The 17,689-nt window shown below is 39.5% G+C and carries 15 protein-coding genes; 2 read left to right on the top strand and 13 right to left on the bottom strand.

Features of this window, described 5'->3' with window-relative positions:
• Window positions 1-533: 533 nt before the first annotated feature.
• From lysS to pth, 12 genes are all read right to left on the bottom strand, one after another.
• Window positions 534-2,063, bottom strand: coding sequence for a lysine--tRNA ligase (gene lysS / locus AC6UD4_RS03915; protein ID WP_500693966.1), 1,530 nt, complete (start codon window positions 2,061-2,063; stop codon window positions 534-536).
• Window positions 2,064-2,119: 56 nt separating this feature from the next.
• Complete coding sequence (gene dusB / locus AC6UD4_RS03920) at window positions 2,120-3,118, bottom strand: tRNA dihydrouridine synthase DusB (RefSeq protein WP_500693967.1); 999 nt, start codon at window positions 3,116-3,118, stop codon at window positions 2,120-2,122.
• 93 nt (window positions 3,119-3,211) lie between these two features.
• A complete protein-coding gene (gene hslO / locus AC6UD4_RS03925; RefSeq protein ID WP_500693968.1) occupies window positions 3,212-4,105 on the bottom strand; it encodes an Hsp33 family molecular chaperone HslO in 894 nt (297 codons plus the stop codon).
• A 58-nt stretch (window positions 4,106-4,163) separates the two neighbouring features.
• Window positions 4,164-6,272, bottom strand: a complete 2,109-nt coding sequence (gene ftsH / locus AC6UD4_RS03930) for an ATP-dependent zinc metalloprotease FtsH (RefSeq protein ID WP_500693969.1) — start codon at window positions 6,270-6,272, stop codon at window positions 4,164-4,166.
• Between the two features lie 75 nt (window positions 6,273-6,347).
• A complete protein-coding gene (hpt, locus tag AC6UD4_RS03935) occupies window positions 6,348-6,887 on the bottom strand; it encodes a hypoxanthine phosphoribosyltransferase (RefSeq protein ID WP_500693970.1) in 540 nt (179 codons plus the stop codon).
• A complete protein-coding gene (gene tilS, locus AC6UD4_RS03940; protein WP_500693971.1) occupies window positions 6,880-8,262 on the bottom strand; it encodes a tRNA lysidine(34) synthetase TilS in 1,383 nt (460 codons plus the stop codon). Before tilS ends, hpt begins: the two co-directional genes overlap by 8 nt.
• 50 nt (window positions 8,263-8,312) lie before the next feature.
• Entirely contained in the window at window positions 8,313-8,795 is a 483-nt protein-coding gene (locus AC6UD4_RS03945; RefSeq protein WP_500693972.1) for a S1 domain-containing RNA-binding protein, read from the bottom strand.
• 89 nt (window positions 8,796-8,884) lie between these two features.
• Window positions 8,885-9,268: an FtsB family cell division protein gene (locus AC6UD4_RS03950; protein ID WP_500693973.1), complete on the bottom strand. Its 384-nt coding sequence runs from the start codon at window positions 9,266-9,268 to the stop codon at window positions 8,885-8,887.
• A gap of 75 nt (window positions 9,269-9,343) precedes the next feature.
• The gene (locus tag AC6UD4_RS03955) at window positions 9,344-9,631 is read right to left on the bottom strand and encodes an RNA-binding S4 domain-containing protein (RefSeq protein WP_500693974.1); all 288 of its coding nucleotides are present in this window, start codon (window positions 9,629-9,631) and stop codon (window positions 9,344-9,346) included.
• Window positions 9,628-11,199 (bottom strand): putative polysaccharide biosynthesis protein, encoded by a 1,572-nt coding sequence (locus AC6UD4_RS03960; protein ID WP_500693975.1) that lies wholly within the window; start codon window positions 11,197-11,199, stop codon window positions 9,628-9,630. The genes AC6UD4_RS03955 and AC6UD4_RS03960 overlap by 4 nt, the downstream gene beginning before the upstream one ends.
• Window positions 11,180-14,719 carry a transcription-repair coupling factor gene (gene mfd / locus AC6UD4_RS03965; RefSeq protein ID WP_500693976.1) on the bottom strand — a complete coding sequence of 1,180 codons (3,540 nt, stop codon included), beginning with the start codon at window positions 14,717-14,719 and terminating at the stop codon, window positions 11,180-11,182. The genes AC6UD4_RS03960 and mfd overlap by 20 nt, the downstream gene beginning before the upstream one ends.
• 32 nt (window positions 14,720-14,751) lie before the next feature.
• Window positions 14,752-15,309, bottom strand: a complete 558-nt coding sequence (gene pth / locus AC6UD4_RS03970; protein WP_500693977.1) for an aminoacyl-tRNA hydrolase — start codon at window positions 15,307-15,309, stop codon at window positions 14,752-14,754.
• 204 nt (window positions 15,310-15,513) lie between these two features.
• Here pth and AC6UD4_RS03975 point away from each other — a divergent pair, with 204 nt between their 5' ends.
• Both AC6UD4_RS03975 and cbpA read left to right on the top strand, forming a co-directional pair.
• Window positions 15,514-16,467 carry an L-lactate dehydrogenase gene (locus AC6UD4_RS03975; protein WP_500693978.1) on the top strand — a complete coding sequence of 318 codons (954 nt, stop codon included), beginning with the start codon at window positions 15,514-15,516 and terminating at the stop codon, window positions 16,465-16,467.
• Window positions 16,468-16,569: 102 nt separating this feature from the next.
• Window positions 16,570-17,241 carry a cyclic di-AMP binding protein CbpA gene (gene cbpA / locus AC6UD4_RS03980; protein WP_500693979.1) on the top strand — a complete coding sequence of 224 codons (672 nt, stop codon included), beginning with the start codon at window positions 16,570-16,572 and terminating at the stop codon, window positions 17,239-17,241.
• A gap of 54 nt (window positions 17,242-17,295) precedes the next feature.
• Here cbpA and AC6UD4_RS03985 read toward each other — a convergent pair whose 3' ends face one another.
• Window positions 17,296-17,667, bottom strand: coding sequence for a type II toxin-antitoxin system PemK/MazF family toxin (locus AC6UD4_RS03985; protein WP_010022835.1), 372 nt, complete (start codon window positions 17,665-17,667; stop codon window positions 17,296-17,298).
• Window positions 17,668-17,689 lie beyond the last annotated feature (22 nt).

Consider the following 17,689-nt stretch of genomic DNA (forward strand, 5'->3'; position numbering starts at 1 on the left):
TAATTTTAAGTTCTACAACTTAAAATTACCTTACACTTGTAATCAAAATCTTGTTCAGTTTTCAAAGATCTACTCTTAATTGTTGCTGTTTGATTCTTCCTTAACGCAACATGTATAACTATACTACGTTGTGTTTTCAATGTCAACAGATAAACTCAATTATTTTAAATTTATTTGTTAGCAATCGGCAAAATCATTACTGCAACATCAAATATAATACAGTATTTTGCACTTTAGTGCAAGAGCAATATTTATGATAATTAACTTAGTTCATAATCAGTGACTTATTAATTATTATAAAATCATTTTTCTCCCTCACTGAGCATTTACTACTATACATGCGCTCAAATACTTTGTCAACACTTTTGGTCAAAAAAGGTCAAACTTTTTTCAACTTTCATTTTCCATCTAATAAATGAACGTAATCGTACAAGTGATCAATCTTTACAAAAGCTACTCTAACAATGTTTCAAATCATTTTTGTACAAATAAAAAGAGATGATTAAAATCATCTCTTTTTCTATCAAACAAATCTATTTTTTATTATCTTTATCCTGTGGATTATCAGAATTATCTTCTGGTCTCATAGTTGGGAACAAGAGAACATCACGAATGGATGGTGCGTCAGTTAAAAGCATTACCAAGCGATCAATTCCAATTCCTAATCCACCTGTAGGAGGCATGCCATACTCAAGTGCTTCGATAAAGTCTTCATCGATACCCTGAGCTTCATCATTCCCCTCTTCACGTTCCTTAGCTTGAGCTTCAAAACGTTGACGTTGATCAATTGGATCATTTAATTCAGAAAAAGCATTAGCATATTCATTACCAAGAATATATAATTCAAAACGGTCCGTAAATCTTGGGTCATCAGCATTTTTCTTTGCCAAAGGAGAAATTTCAATTGGATGACCATAGACAAACGTTGGCTTCTTTAGCTTTGGTTGAACGAACTGTTCAAAGAAAGCATTAATGATATGACCAACTTTCCAGTATGATTCATAGTGCACACCGTGTTTATCAGCCAACTTCTTAGCGTCATCATCCGACATCTTAGGCCAAAAATCAACTCCCGTATATTTTTTCACGGCATCAACCATATGAATTCGATCGAATTCTTGGTTCAAATCAACTTCTTCACCCTGATACGTAACCTTACCATTATCACTAACGGCTTTGGCAGCGGCTCTAAAAATTCCTTCGGTTTCATCCATTACATCATGAAAATCAAAGTATGCAGCATAGGTCTCAAGTTCAGTAAATTCAGGATTGTGTTCCTTATCCATCCCTTCATTTCTAAACACACGGCCAATCTCGTAGACACGTCCCATGCCACCTACAATCAAACGCTTCAAATGAAGTTCCAGTGCAATTCGCAAATATAAATCAATATTTAAAGCATTATGATGAGTTATAAATGGACGAGCGGATGCTCCACCAGCAGTAGTGTGTAATACTGGGGTCTCAACCTCAGTAAAGTCCATCTTATTATCCAAGAAGTTTCGAACTGCCTTAATAATTTTACTGCGCTTCTGGAAACGCTCAAAACTATCACGATTTGAGATTAAATCAAGGTATCGCTGACGATACTTTTGTTCTTTATTTTGTAATCCGTGATACTTATCAGGAAGTGGACGAAGTGCCTTTGATAGGAAAGTGATGGACGTCGCACGAACGGTTAGTTGCCCCATGTCTGTCTTAATTACTTCACCAGTAAAGCCAAGAAAGTCCCCGATGTCAGCACGTTTAAAGATATGATACTGTTCTTCTCCAACAACGTCTTTTCGAACGTAAACCTGGATTTTACCCGAACGATCAAGGATATCGGCAAATCCAACTTTACCTTTGCCCCGTTTAGCTACCATTCGCCCAGCAATTGTAGCCTTGACATCTTTTTGTTCTAATTCTTCCTTATCGTACTTATCAAACTCTTTGTCTAAATCTTTTGCCAAATAAGTTGGCTTAAAGGCATGACCAAAAGGATCAATTCCCTCATCTCGTAGCTCTTGCATCTTTTCTCTACGAACTTTTAATTGGTCATTCATTTTCTTCTCTTGTGCCAATTCAAATCCCCCAAACTAGTAACTTACATTCATAATAACATAGTTAAGCACCGTAATTATGCATTTTTCCGTGCGTTTCTCATCGCATCTTTTTCTAGAAAATCATCGAAGATCTGGTCCATCTCTGCTTCAGACTCAGCATTGTTTAACTTCACTTTGGTTCGAGCCGAATGAGAAATTCCTTTCAAGTAATAAGCTGCCTGACCTCTGAATTGTCTTGGTCCAACGTATTCACCCTTAATTCGAACCAGCCCATGCAAATGTTCCTTAGCAGTGTTGATTTTTTCCTCAACACTTGGTTCCGAGATTAATTCGCCAGTTGCTAGATAGTGCTCAGTTTGCCTCAAAATCCAGGGATTTCCTTCAACGGCACGGCCCATCATTACTGCATCACAACCTACTTCATCAATCATTTGTTTAGCCTGTTGTGGAGTAGTCACGTCACCATTTCCAATGAACGGAATCGTCAATGCATCGGCAACTTCTTTTAAAATTTCCCAGTTAGCATGACCGGTATACATTTGTTTTCTAGTTCGACCGTGCATCGCAACAGCAGAAGCCCCAGCCGCCTCAGCAGCAAGCGCATTTTGCACCGCATAAACATGATCCTCATCCCAACCAGTTCGCATCTTAACCGTTACTGGCTTTTTAACGGCAGCAGTTACATATGACACCATTTCATAAACCTTATCAGGATCAAGGAGCCACTTAGCCCCGGCATCGGTCTTAACGACCTTATTTACGGGACAACCCATGTTGATATCGATAATATCAGCAGCCGTCTTCTGATCAATAAACTTAGCAGCCTCCACCAAAGTTTCTTTGGTTCCACCAAAAATCTGAATACTCATTGGGTGTTCATTAGGATCAACGTTAACCATGCTTAACGTTTTTTTGTTGTTATACATAATTCCACGATCGGAAATCATTTCACAGACAACTAATCCCGCACCAAACTTTTTACAAATGATTCTAAAGGCTGAGTTCGTAACTCCAGCCATTGGAGCTACTACTAATTGATTTGGAATCGTTACGTTTCCAATTTTCCACTCCATTTTTTCACCTCATCTAAATTGTTTCCAAACATTTTATATAATACCATACCAGTACAAAAAAGAGCGAACCGTATGACAGCACGCTCTTTGATACTACTTATCCTTCTCATTCAGTAAATCAACTAATTCATCTTCCGAAAAGTTATACTTTTTACCACAAAAATTACATACAACCTGTGCCCCATGATCTTCATCAATCAATTGCTGCAGATCCTTCTTACCAATTCCCGCAATGTCTTTGGCAAATTTTTCTTTGGAACAATTGCAGACAAATTCGACTGGCATATGATCAATAACGTCCAGATTATCCGTACCAAATAACTCATCCAAAATGTGATCAGGATTAGGATCCTTTTCTAACATAGACGAAATACTGGGCGCATTCTTTAAAGTCTGCTCCAACTTATCAATTGCCTCGTCAGAAGCACCAGGCATGACTTGAATCAAATATCCCCCGGCACTTTGGACGTTGTTTTCTCCGTCAATGTCAACTGAAACTCCAACGGCTGATGGAATCTGTTCTGACTTTGCTAAATAAAAGGTAAAATCATCACCAATTTTACCGCTTGCGAGTGGAACATCACTAGTGTAAGGCTCACTTGTTCCCTGATTTTTAACAACTTCTAAAAAACCATTCGTTCCTACACCCTTAGAAACATCAACTTTCCCATCCTTTGTGAGTGGCAAGTTAACGTGAGGATTCTGAATGTATCCCTTAATGTGTCCCTTAGCATCAGCATCAATAACCATTCCGCCGACTGGACCACGTCCATTTAAGCGAACGGTCATGCTTTCTTTTCCCTTTAACACTGAGGCCGACAGCATCAAGGTTGCAGCAATCGTTCTTCCAAGTGCTGCCGTTGATGTACTCCAGGTATCATGAATTTTTTGAACATAACTGACAATTCCAGTCGCGTTTAAGCCGTAAACCCGAAACATCCCATCTTTAGTAAGTGCCTTAACTAATACATCATTTTTATCATTCATTTTATTCCCTCCTTAGATTAAAAAAGAACGTGGGCTTTGATCCCAACGTTCTTTTCGTTTATTGATCTTGATTATCAGAATCTTGGTGATCTGAATTACTATCATGATTTTCATCGTGTTTTTCTTCAGAATGATCAATTTCTTGTTCAAGTTTCTTTTCGTGCTCGTGCTCCTTAGCGTCAATGGCTTTCTTAGCTTGTTCAAAGGTTTCATTTTCACTAGGGTACTCATCACTATTAGTTGAATGTTCAGGCATTTTACCGGTCTTGTAGAGACTCAAAATTTCCTTTTCATCCAACGTCTCGTATTTAAGCAACGCATCCGCAATTGCCTTGTGCTGATCACGATGACCCTCAATAATCTCCTTAGCTTCACCATGAGCTTCATCAATAAAGTACTTCACTTCATCATCAATCTTAGCTGCGGTTTCCTGTGAGTACTTAGGAGCAGCGTATGGATCTTGGTTAGGACTTTCGAGTTCCACGGTTCCAATCTTGTCACTCATTCCATATTGAGTAACCATGGCACGAGCAAGATTAGTGGCTTGCTCAAAGTCATTTGAAGCACCAGATGATTCAGAATGGAAAACGACTTCTTCAGCAGTTCTACCACCCATTAACCCAGCTAATTGTTCTTGAGCGTTCTTCTTTGAGATCAATTGTTGGTCTTCCTTAGGCAGCATGATGGCATATCCACCAGCACGACCTCTTGGAACAATGGTAACCTTATGAACAACTCGAGCGTCATTTAATACTAAACCAACGATGGTATGACCAGCTTCATGGTTAGCCACAATTTGACGTTCGTGTTCGTTAATAACCTTATTACGTTTAGCCGGTCCAGCAATAACACGATCCTCAGCTTCATCCATATCAGCCGCATTAATCTCATTATCACCATTTCTCGCGGCCAGTAAAGCAGCTTCATTTAGCAAGTTCGCTAAATCAGCACCAACAAATCCGGGAGTCTGTTTAGCAATTTCATGAAGATCAACATCAGAAGCAAGTGGTTTGTCTTTGGCATGAACTTTTAAAATTGCTTCTCGTCCACGAACATCAGGCTGACCAACTAAGATCTTCCGATCAAAACGACCTGGACGAGTTAAGGCTGGGTCTAAAACATCAGAACGGTTCGTGGCGGCAATGACAATAACACCTTCATTACCAGTAAAACCATCCATTTCAACCAACAACTGGTTAAGGGTTTGTTCACGTTCATCGTGACCGCCACCCATTCCGGATCCACGTTTTCGTCCAACGGCATCAATTTCATCAATAAAGATGATGGCCGGTGAATTCTTCTTAGCTTGAGCAAACAAGTCTCTAACACGACTCGCACCAACCCCAACGAACATCTCAACGAAATCAGACCCTGATAATGAGTAGAATGGAACGTTTGCTTCACCGGCAACCGCCTTGGCTAACAGCGTCTTACCAGTACCCGGAGGTCCTTCAAGCAAGACACCCTTTGGTATAACGGCACCCAGCTTAGTAAACTTCTTTGGATCCTTTAAAAATTCAACAACTTCGACCAGTTCTTGTTTTTCTTCATCTTCACCAGCAACGTCACTAAACTTAACATTACTCTTAACTGGTTTAGCCTGGCTCTTTCCGACTTTCATGACACCACCAGCGCCACCACCTGCTCCACCAGCTTGCTTCATCATAATGTAGAACAAGTAAATGAAGATTAATAATGGTAGAACTGAGATTGCTAAGTTTAACCAAAAGCTATTCGATTGTGTTTCTTTAGTACTCATCGGCACCTTATTCTTATTAGCTAACTTGGTAATCTGACTAACCGATGAGTCATTCTTTAAAATGCTAGTAGTGAATCCATTTACCTTAGTGTAAGTATTGTTGCTCGACTTGGTAAGTTTTCCATTACTAAAATTAAGCGGAATTCCGTTATTTTTCTGCTTAACATTTTGGGGCTTCTTGTACTGACCAGTTATTTTATATACACCGCCAGAAGGTTGAACAGAGAAGTTTTTAACCTTGTTCGTCTGCAAATCATTTGTAAATTGACTTGAACGAATTCCCTGAGTTTGAGTGCTTTGTGATCCGCTGCCACCACCAGTGACAAGCATAATCACACCCATGACAACCACAAAGATGATGATATAAAATAGGCTACTCTTAAAAAGCCCATTTTTATTATTTTTCATTTGTGCCTCCCAATCTAATTTCTCGAAAAGATAACAAATAGAATGTTATCACTTTTACTTTAAATGGACGACCGTTTAGGCCGAATAAATTGAAGGTTTTAAAATTCCAATGTACGGTAAGTTACGATAAAAACCCTTGTAATCAAGTCCATAACCGACAATAAATTCATTTGGAACGTTAAAACCCACATAATCTGCCTTGGCAGGGACAACTCTTCCCTCAGGTTTATCAAAAATGGTACAAACTTTAATTGAATTAGCTCCTCGATCTGAAACCAAATCCTCAAGAAATTGAAGGGTGCGTCCTGTATCAATAATATCTTCAACAAAAATGATATCACGGCCACTAACATCACCATCAAGATCACGGATGAGCTCAACTTTTCCGGTTGAAGCAGTCCCACCCTTATAGCTTGAAACATCGACAAAATCAAGATCTAGGTATATGTCCATCTGGCGAATAATATCGCTCATAAATAGCACTGCCCCAGTCAGCACACAAACTACTAGTGGCTTTTTGTCTCGATAATCATTACTTAACTGCTTCCCTAGCCTTTTTACTGCAGAAGCAATGTCTTTTTGACTATATAAGACCCGCTCAATATCGTCATTCATTTGTTATATCCTTTCGCGTAATTAAAAGTTCATACCCGTGAGTTGCACCCTTAGGCAACCACTTGCTTTCCTTATAACCAATGACGGCCAACACACTCTCCTTACTGTCCACCAGTACTTGCACGTGACGTCGCTTGGCACTTGGAACTTTCTGATTAATTAACAATCTTCTTAAACTCTGATGACCGCCATTCTTGAGTTCAACGGTATCATCCGGTTTAAAGGCTCTTTTGGACAATGGAAACTGAGAGTCCGCCAAATCAAAATGACTTCGACGCCAAAAGTTTCCCTTTGGAACATGATTTTCATCAAAAATACCAAAATTAAATCCGTTAACGTTGCGGTTCCACTGGTTTAATTCTACCACAAACGAACTTTCATCACGGTGATCATCGTAATTGTTAGGAGATTGTTTAAAAAACATGATTTTATTATAACTTTTTTCAAAAAAATAAGCATTTGAAATTCGCAATTTCCCCTGTGGTTTTCCAAAATCTTTAACTAAAGTCAAAATTTCAGTAATTTGATTATCAGAAAGAGTAACCGTTGACGTCAACTGTTTTAACAATGTGCGAAGTAAAATGGAAAGTTGATTAATTGACGTTGTATCGTACTCGGCACTTACGCAATCTCTTTTAATCTTTAAGTCATGTCTCAAAAGATCAGCTTGAGCGAAACCACTTGATCCGTCGAGTTCCGATTGCAAATTACTAGCAAACTTAGCAAAATGAGAGATAACATTAGGATTTTCTTTAATTAATTCTGGTAAAACCTGGTTGCGAATCCGATTACGGAGGACCGTATTTTCAAAGTTAGTTTTATCATCATACCATGTTAACGAATGATTTTTAGCATACAAACGGATGGATTTTTTCGAAAACTGTAGTAATGGTCGAACCATCGTTCCTCCATTAAAGGGATGACTCTCTTTAATTCCTTGAACCTCAAACAAATTCCCACTGCGAATGAGTTTCATAAGGATGGTCTCGGCTTGATCATTTTCTTGATGAGCCGTTAACAAGACTGAAGCATTAAAATCATTCATGACTTCCGCAAAAAAATGATAGCGAAACTTACGAGCTTGATTCTCCACCCCACTACTAATCTGGTCGTGATTCCAATTGCCAACCCGCAAATCAAGGTGGTGTTTCTTACAGTAATCAATCAGAAACCGTTCTTCAACCTCACTTTGTTTTCGTAAATGGTGGTTAACATGAGCAACAATAATATGAGGTTTAAAATTTTTTAAGTGTTGGAGTAAATCTAACAAAGCCATGGAATCAACTCCAGTTGAGACCCCAATCACAACATTTTCGTCTTTTTTCCACCACTGTTTCTTCTTAACCAACGAATTAATTTGATTACGTAAATTCAAATTAACCTCCAAAACAAAAAAGCCGAGCAATCTGCCCAGTTATTCGTTCATTAACTACGACGACCACCACGACCACCGCGTTTTCCTTCTGTGTTTTTCTTAATGACGGACATCCGACTTTCGCTTTCTTTCATGAAGTCTGAAAGCAAATCATCAAAGCTTTCATTCTTACCCTTATGGCCATTACGATTGTCGCGGCCACTGCGATGTCCATGATTCCCGTTATTTGAGTGCCCGTAGTGTGAATGCTCATCATGATTATGTTCACCATGATGTTGATGTGATTCTTTTTCTGGATGATCGGAAGCTTTGCGAATTGATAGACCAATCTTACCATCATCCCCAATGCTCAAAACCTTAACGGTCACTTCATCGCCAACCGACAGAATATCATGAATATCTTTTACGTAACCATCAGAAACCTCACTGATATGAACTAGTCCAGTCTTATGATCGCCTAGATCAATGAAAGCTCCAAAATTAGTAATTCCTGAAACTTTCCCAGTGACCTTCTCTCCAACCTTAATTGTCATAAAAAAGCCATTCCTCCTAATAAATGTTGTGTTAATTATAACATAATCCTTTAAAGTAAAATAAAAGAAGATTACATCCTAGTAATCCTCTATTCATTACCAATCTTACTATTCTGTGGGAAACTGTAAACAGTTTCGCCTGGTTTTGTATAATAATATTTAGCTCGCATCAATTCTTGAAGATAATTCTTGTTATTTAAAAGCTTAATTTGTTCATTAAGATCATTTTCTTTTTGTTTTTCAACCTGATAATCCTGTTTTTTTCTGGTAATTTGGGCATTCACACCGTGAATTTGATTCATTCCACTAACAATTTGCCACCCGAGCGCCAAAAAAGCCACGGCAAATATTGCCACGAGAGCAACCAGTCGCTTGCTTCTTTTACTTAACTTCTTATTATCTCTTTGATGTTGGTTTGCTTTACTTTTCCTTGAAGCAGAATTCAAGTATTCAACGTTGTTATTTCTGTTCATCAGGAATGCCTCCACGAATTTATATGAACATAGTACCACATGTAAAGCCAGAATATAATATTAATTCAACAATAATTATTCTAATTCATCATTTTCAGCCCGATAGTCACGATCATAGGTTTCACTGATGGTCTTATACATCGTGTCTGAATCAGACTTTTTGGTGGTATCTAACAGTTGTAGCACCTCTACGGTTAAATTTTTATTTCCAAACTTAATCAGAATTTGATCGCCAACCGAAACCTTACTTGATGATTTGGCTGGCTCGCCGTTTACAAAGACTCGCCCTTGATCGGCAATCTTTTTGGCAACTGGACGACGTTTTATAATCCGTGAAATTTTTAAAAATTTATCAATTCTCATTTTTGCTTATCTCCTACAAACCGTTTCATAATTGGAACCATCGCTAACTCCGAAGCAGTCAAAACTTTTCCTTTCAGACACATTCCTAAAAACACGAATGCCCCCATCGGAATAACAATCATTAATTTAATAACATCCACCAGTCGACTGGTATCTCCAAGGACGTGGTTCAAGCCGAATTCAGTTAAAACAACGACAATCACCATTACCATACTGATTAATGATACCTCTAATAGGAACTTCCAACTAAAAATGTGCTCATGAACCCGCTTTGGACTAGTATACCAGTTAACTAATAACACGATTAACAGAGCAATGATAGTTGATAATGATGCACCAATGATTCCGAAATGAATCACGCACCACTTAGTGATCATTATTTTACAAATTAGACCTAACAAAATAGCGGTCACCGTACTTTTAAAGTCATCAATACTCTGTAAAACCGAGTTAAGGGCTGTCACCATCGTAGCGAAGAGGATGCTCAAACAGTATACCGAAAGCGTGATGTCTAAATCATAACTCCCAAACAAGAGATGATTTAATTGAGGCATAATACTAATCAGTCCGAAGGTAACTGCCATCGTCACTACCAGTGTAATGCGCATACTGTGGTTTACAAGGGTCTTAAATGACCTTTCTTTTCCAGCATGATGATAATACGCCATCTGTGGCAAGACGGTTGAAGAAATGGCCGTTCCAATCACTAATCCTAGTTGAACAATGGGCTGAGCGCGATCATAAATCCCCTTTTGGGTCTGAGCCATTAGATTACTTACACCACTTACTACCAGCCCATTTTTTACCGTAAATGAATCGACCAACTGCATTAACACCATTAGAGCAGCTAAAACACTAAGCACACCACCCTGTAAGATGATTTGCTTCGCTAATTTCAGGTAGTTAAATTTCAAATCTTGAAAGTGAAAATGAGCAAGTATGTCACGTGCATAATATCCCAAGATAAGTGCTGAAAAAATCGCTGCTAATGGAGCCGATAACATTGCTAACGTCCCCATCTTATATAAGTTCCAATGCTGGACGGATGCTAAATAGGCTACCACAATGATCATTGAAACCCGCACAAACTGCTCTACCACTTGAGAAGTCGCCGTTGGAATCATCTGCATGCTAGATTGAAAGTACCCCCTCACATCCGCTAAGAGTGGCATCAACAAAAACATCCAGCTTACCGCTTGAATTACGGGTTTTAATTCAAAGTCTCCCATTAAAGCAGCAATTTCTGATGAAAATAACTGTAATCCGCCAAAAATAACCACCGAAATGATCATTAAGATCACCATGATTTGGAAAAACAACGTTTGTTTCTCCTCTTCAGTCTCCCGTTCCACAATCATCTTGGAAACAAACGCTGGAAGACCGGTCAAGGCAAACGCAACCCCAATCCCATAAATAGGATAAACCTGCTGATAGATGTAAAATCCAACGTTTCCAACAAAATTTTCCAGTGGAATCCGATAAACAGCACTTAGTACCTTTGAAATAATGGCAGCTACCGAAAGGATCAAGGTTCCACTAACAATCTTTTTACTTGTCTTTTGATTCATGTTCTTCTTGATCCAATCTTATTTTACTCAAGCTTTTGACAAATTGATAAAGCTGTTTCAACCAATCGGCATCTTTCATCGTTGGTTGAACAACTAACTTAATTTGAAAACACCCGTTAACCACTTTCACTGAGGAACGAAAATCCGTATCAGCAATGGCTTTCAAAATTTCCTTACTAGTGAATCTTTGGGTTCCTACCTTACTCATGGTAACGGTTAAATTATTTTGATCTTTGCGAATTTTATCAATCAGATCATAATCGGCAAGCATCTTAATGCGGTCAATTTCAAGCAGATTAGCTACTTCATCAGGATATTCACCAAACCGATCAATTAAATCACTTTGTAGTTCGGTAAATTGTTCCTCACTATCCATCTGTCGGATTCGCTTGTATAATTCAATCTTTTGTTGCTGATCCTCAATGTAAGTCGCCGGAAGATAAGCTTCAATCCCGAGTTCAACCTTTGAATCAGACTTTTCAACCACGCGATGCTGGCCCTTCTTCTTGGAGACAGCATCAGACAACATCTTAGTATACATATCATAACCAACTGAATTAATAAAACCGTGCTGCTGCTTTCCGAGCACGTTCCCAGCCCCACGAATCGAAAGATCACGCATGGCCACCTTAAATCCTGAACCCAATTCAGTGAAATCCTTGATGGCTTCTAGTCGATTCTCAGAAACTTCGGTCAACACTTTATTTGGCTGGTACATAAAGTAAGCTTGTCCTACTCGATTACTTCGACCAATTCTTCCCCGAATCTGATAAAGCTGGGAGAGTCCCATCCGATCCGCATCCTCAACGAACAGGGTATTCGCATTAGGAATGTCAACTCCCGTTTCGATGATGGTCGTCGTAACCAACACATCATAATCTCCGTTAACAAAGTCGTACAGGATACCTTCCATTTGATTTTCGGACATCTGGCCGTTGATGGAAGCAATCCGCGCATCAGGCAAAAGGGTCTGCAACTTGTCGACCGTCTGATCAATATCTTTAACCCGATTATGCAAATAAAAGACCTGTCCCCCGCGTTGCATCTCCCGTCTGATTCCGTCCACAATCGAACCCTCATTTTGTTCCATCACGTAGGTTTGAATCGGATAGCGATTAGCCGGAGGCGTTTCAATGACTGATAGGTCACGAACGCCCATCATTGACATGTTCAAAGTCCGTGGAATTGGTGTGGCAGTTAGCGTCAACACGTCAACATCCGACCTCAATTCCTTGATTTTTTCTTTGTGTTTAACCCCAAATCGTTGTTCCTCATCGACGATTAAAAGACCTAAGTCATTGAACTTCACGTCTTTAGACAGCAAACGGTGGGTGCCAACCACGATATCAATTTTTCCGTCCTTTAGGTCTTGAATGGTTTGGCGGGTCTGTTTGGGCGTGTCAAAACGCGAGAGAACTCCGATTTTAACCGGAAAACCATTAAATCGTTCAACCATGGTCTCATAATGTTGTTGAGCTAGTACCGTTGTCGGCACTAGAAAAGCCACCTGTTTCCCGGCTTCAACGGCTTTAAAGGCCGCTCTCAAGGCTACCTCAGTTTTCCCGTAGCCCACGTCTCCAACCAGTAAACGGTCCATCGGATGGGGACTCTCCATGTCTTTTTTAATTTCATCAGTACTTCGAAGCTGATCGGGTGTCTCCGTGTATGGAAACGCCTGCTCAAACTCAGCCTGATATTGATCATCAACCGGAAAGGCATAACCCGACTCGGCCTCCCGTTTGGCATATAAGTCAACCAGATCATCAGCAATGTCTTCCACTTTAGAAGCCACCGAACGCTTAGTTTTGGCCCATTCCGTTCCACCAAGTTTATTAATCTTTGGATGTTTGTCCTCTGACGAAACGTATTTTTGTACCAAATTCAGTTGATCAACAGGGACGTAGATCTTGGCCCCTTTTTGGTAGGTCAAGGTCATATAGTCCTGATGTCTGCCATCGACTTCCATGGTCTTCATCCCATCGTATCGTCCAATTCCGTGATTAACGTGAACAACGTAGTCACCGGGTTTTAAATCAGTATAGCTTTTGATTCGCTCTGCGTTAGAAAAGGTCTGTCTTCTAACTCGTTTCTTTTTCCCTTGTTCATTCACCCGTTTAAACATATCTGATTCAGAAACAATCGCTAGGTTAGCGGCCGGCAAATCAAAGCCATTTTTTAGGTTAGCTGAAACAATCTGAGTCTTTCCCTTAATAATGTTATCAGTGGTTGATTGAATGGCATCAACACCAAAATCACTCAACGTTGACGAAACCTTTTCCACTCGTTTTTCATCACTAACGGCAATGACCACGGTTCGTTTCTCAGCTTGATAACGTTGCATTTCTGCTTTAAACATCGGCATTTGTCCAAAAAAACGCTGCATTGGGTGAACCTTGATGTCGATGATGTCAGAAAGCTTCATTCGCCCTAGTCCCTTTTGAAACAGAGAAAATAAAAGGGTCGCATGATGGTCACTGCTAGTAACCGTTCTAAAATTAAGCGACAGTTTCTGGTCAGAAAACAGTTCATGATTATCTTCAACTGAATCACGCCAGTTCTGTTCGTCACTTTCAAGTTGCTTATTGGCATCCCTTATGCGACTGTAGTCATCATAGACTACCATCCCATTTTCAGGTAAATAATCTAAAATTGAGGTTTCCTTTTCAAAAATAAACTGACTATACTCACTCCATTTTTGGTCAATCAATTGGCCTTTGAGCCCGTCAATCACCTGTTGAATGTTATCAACTAAAACGTCATTTCCGTCGTCTTTGATGGTTTGATTCAATCGTTTGGAAAGTTCCTTGATTCCATGCTTGCGATCGCTTTCGCTGGGTAAAAAATCAGAAGCCGGTAGCACACTAATCTCATCAATATTTGCCACACTTCGTTGGGTAGCAGCATCAAAGTAACGCATGGAATCCACTTCCGTATCAAAAAAATCAATCCGAATTGGATAGTCCGAATTAAGTGGGTAGATATCCAAAATTGACCCACGATTAGCAAATTCACCGGGAGCGGAAACCATGTTCTTCTTCTCGTAACCCATTTGAACCAACTGTTGTTGAAGTTTTATAAGGTCCAAGTCGTCTCCAACCTTGACGTGTAATTGGGCTTGATTAAAACTAGCTGGCTCTGGTAGATATCGTTTAAGACCAGCCGTTGAAACAATCACCACCACTGGTTTCCCTGACTCAAGCGCGTTTAGGGCCCGCACTCTTTGAGCTCGATACTGCGGAGAGCTGGTTGCAATCTCTGCCGCGACGAGTTCTTCAGCCGGGAACTCAAAGACCTGATCTGAATCCATTACTTCATTAAAAGACTCGGTAATTTGATCCGCATGGTTCATCGTATCGGTTACGTATATCGTAGGTTTTTGCTTATCATTAATTAATTGTTTTAATAATAGAGTACGAGCGGATCCACTAGTCCCAGTGATCAGTTGCTTGGTATCAGGATCAAGGTTTGAACTGATTTTTTCATACTGTGGCATTTCTTTTAACGTTTCATCTAGCTTCAAAAACTCATCTCCTCTTTTATTAATTATACGAATTAATTAAACTGATTTTCTAACTTACTGAATGGAGTACCAGAAACCCACTCGTCTAATGCTTTAACCGCATGATCCTCCGCTTCAGCAAACGGTGCCCGTTGTTCCAAACTAAATTTACTCAAGACATAGTTCACAACACTTTCACGTTTGGGATGACTGGTTCCAATCTTAATCCGATTAAACTGATCGGTCCCAAGGTGGGCAATGATACTTTTAATTCCATTATGACCACCAGCCGAACCGTGGTTTCTTAGCCGAATTCGTCCCACTGGTAAATCCATGTCATCGTAAACAATCACTAAATCATCAAGATCTAATTTGAAAAATTGCATCAAGGGATGAACTGCGCGCCCTGAATCATTCATCATCGTCATTGGTTTGACTACCATTACCTTTTCACCATTGACTATTCCCGTACCATACATGGCATCCATCTTTTGTTTATTAATCGTAATCTGGTTTTGATCAGCAAACTTATCAACCACCATAAACCCCGTGTTATGCCTAGTACCATCAAATTCAGCACCAACGTTGCCTAATCCCACAATCATTTTCATTACTATTGTCTCCCATTTACTTCTAATTAACCCAAAATGGCCGAAATGAATAATTACTCACTCGGCTTAATCATGTTTATTGTATCATAATAGATTAACGATTTGAGCTGATCCCGTACCATTAAGAATATGGTTCTGTATAAATAAATTCGTTCATGATATAATCAGTTTGTGAACAAACTAATTTCAAAAGGGAGAAATATTATGGCTGAAAAACACGAAAAAGTTGTTTTAGTTGGTGATGGTGCCGTTGGTTCATCATACGCATTCGCAATGATGCAACAAGGGATCGCCGAAGAATTTGTCGTTGTTGATATCGACAAAAACAGAACTGAAGGAGACGCATTGGACCTTGAAGATGCCCAACCTTTCACTTCTCCAAAAAAGATCTACTCTGGTGACTACAGTGACTGTAAAGACGCTGATTTAGTTGTGATCACTGCTGGAGCTCCACAAAAGCCCGGTGAAACTAGACTTGACCTGGTTAACAAAAACTTGAAGATTTTGACTACCATCGTTAAGCCAGTTGTTGATTCTGGTTTTGATGGAATCTTCTTAATTGCTGCTAACCCAGTTGACATTTTAACCTACGCAACCCAAAAGATTTCTGGCTTTCCTAAAAACCGTGTCTTTGGTTCAGGTACATCACTTGATACCTCACGTTTCCAAGTTGCCGTTGGTAAGAAGTTAAACGTTAACCCACAAAGCGTTAATGCTTACGTTATGGGTGAACACGGTGATTCAGAATTTGCTGATATTGATGAAGCTTCAATCGGAAACGTTCCGTTGGTTGAATTTGCTAAACAAAATGGTGTTAGCAAGGACGACTTATTGAAAATGGAAGACGAAACTAGAAACAAGGCCTACGACATCATTAACAAGAAGGGTGCTACTTTCTACGGAGTTGGAACTGCTTTGATGAGAATTTCAAAGGCCATTTTAAGAGACGAAAACACCGTTTTACCAATCGGTGCCCCAATGAATGGTGAATACGGTTTGTCCGATATTTACATTGGAACTCCTGCCATTGTTAATGCTTCAGGAGTTGCCAAAGTCCTTGAAGTTCCATTAAGTGATGATGAAAAAGACAAGATGAGTGCTTCAGCTAAAACTTTAAAAGAAACCATTGCTAAAGGTATGAAGACCATCAACCTTTAAAAATAAGTTTAAAAAGAACAGACATTTATGTCTGTTTTTTTATGCTCCCAGTTATTTTGTGTTAATATTAATTAGAAATTACTTATGTGAGGAGCCTTAGCCATGATTTTGCAATCTTTAGTTAAACCTAAAAGTGACCTGATTACTGTTGATGAAAACACTGATCTCGACACCGCATTAAAATTAATGGAAAAGAATCATTTTCGTTGCATTCCCGTTTTAGATGCCACTCATAAAGCCTTCAAGGGTAACATTTATCGCATGCACATCTACAAACACGAAGCCGATGGCGGCAAGATGTCCGACTCGGTTATGACCCTGATTAGAAACGAAACTAAATTTGTTAACCTGAATTCAGCTTTTTTCAAGGTCTTCTTTACGATTAAGGATCTTCCATACATTGCCGTTCTTGACGAGTTCAACAATTTTTATGGCATTTTAACTCACACGAAATTGATGGAAAGCTTGTCACAATCATGGAACGTGAAATTTGGTAGCTACGTGATTTCAGTTGTCTCACCTGGTGAACGTGGGGACTTAGAAGAGATGGCTCACATTATTACTAGATATACCGCCATTTCAAGTGTGATCAGCTTGGATTCAGTTGATCGTTCTGGTAAAACGGTCTATCGAACCATGTTTACCCTCCCGTCTAAGGTGACTAAGGATCGTCTGGACCGCATCATTGCAGCTCTAGAACGAAAGGGATTCAAAGTTCCAGAAGTTGAAGATCTAAAACAAGAATCAAAAGAAACTCCAATCGAAGAAAATTAGATACAAAAAAGAACGTGGAATAATTCCACGTTCTTTTTTGTATCTTATGTATCATCAGACTTCGTGCGTGCTCTGACTGAGCCCTAGACTTAAACTAAGACCAGCATCAACTTTTCTCATGATATCTTTACTTAAATGAGTGACATGATCTTTAAGACGCTGCTTATCAATCGTCCTAATTTGTTCTAACAGAATCACCGAACTCTTCTCAATTCCGGCATTCTGAGGTGTAATACCCACGTGAGTAGGCATCTTTGGCTTAGTAATCCGAGCCGTAATTGCGGCTACAATCACAGTGGGACTATAATGATTTCCAACGTTATTTTGGACTACCAAAACTGGTCGCATTCCACCCTGTTCAGAACCAACGACTGGAGATAAGTCTGCATAGAAAATATCGCCACGTTTAATTTCAACGTTTTCCATAGACTATTCCTTCCGCATAAAT

The sequence above is a fragment of the Fructilactobacillus sp. X3R5C2 genome (assembly GCF_059901175.1).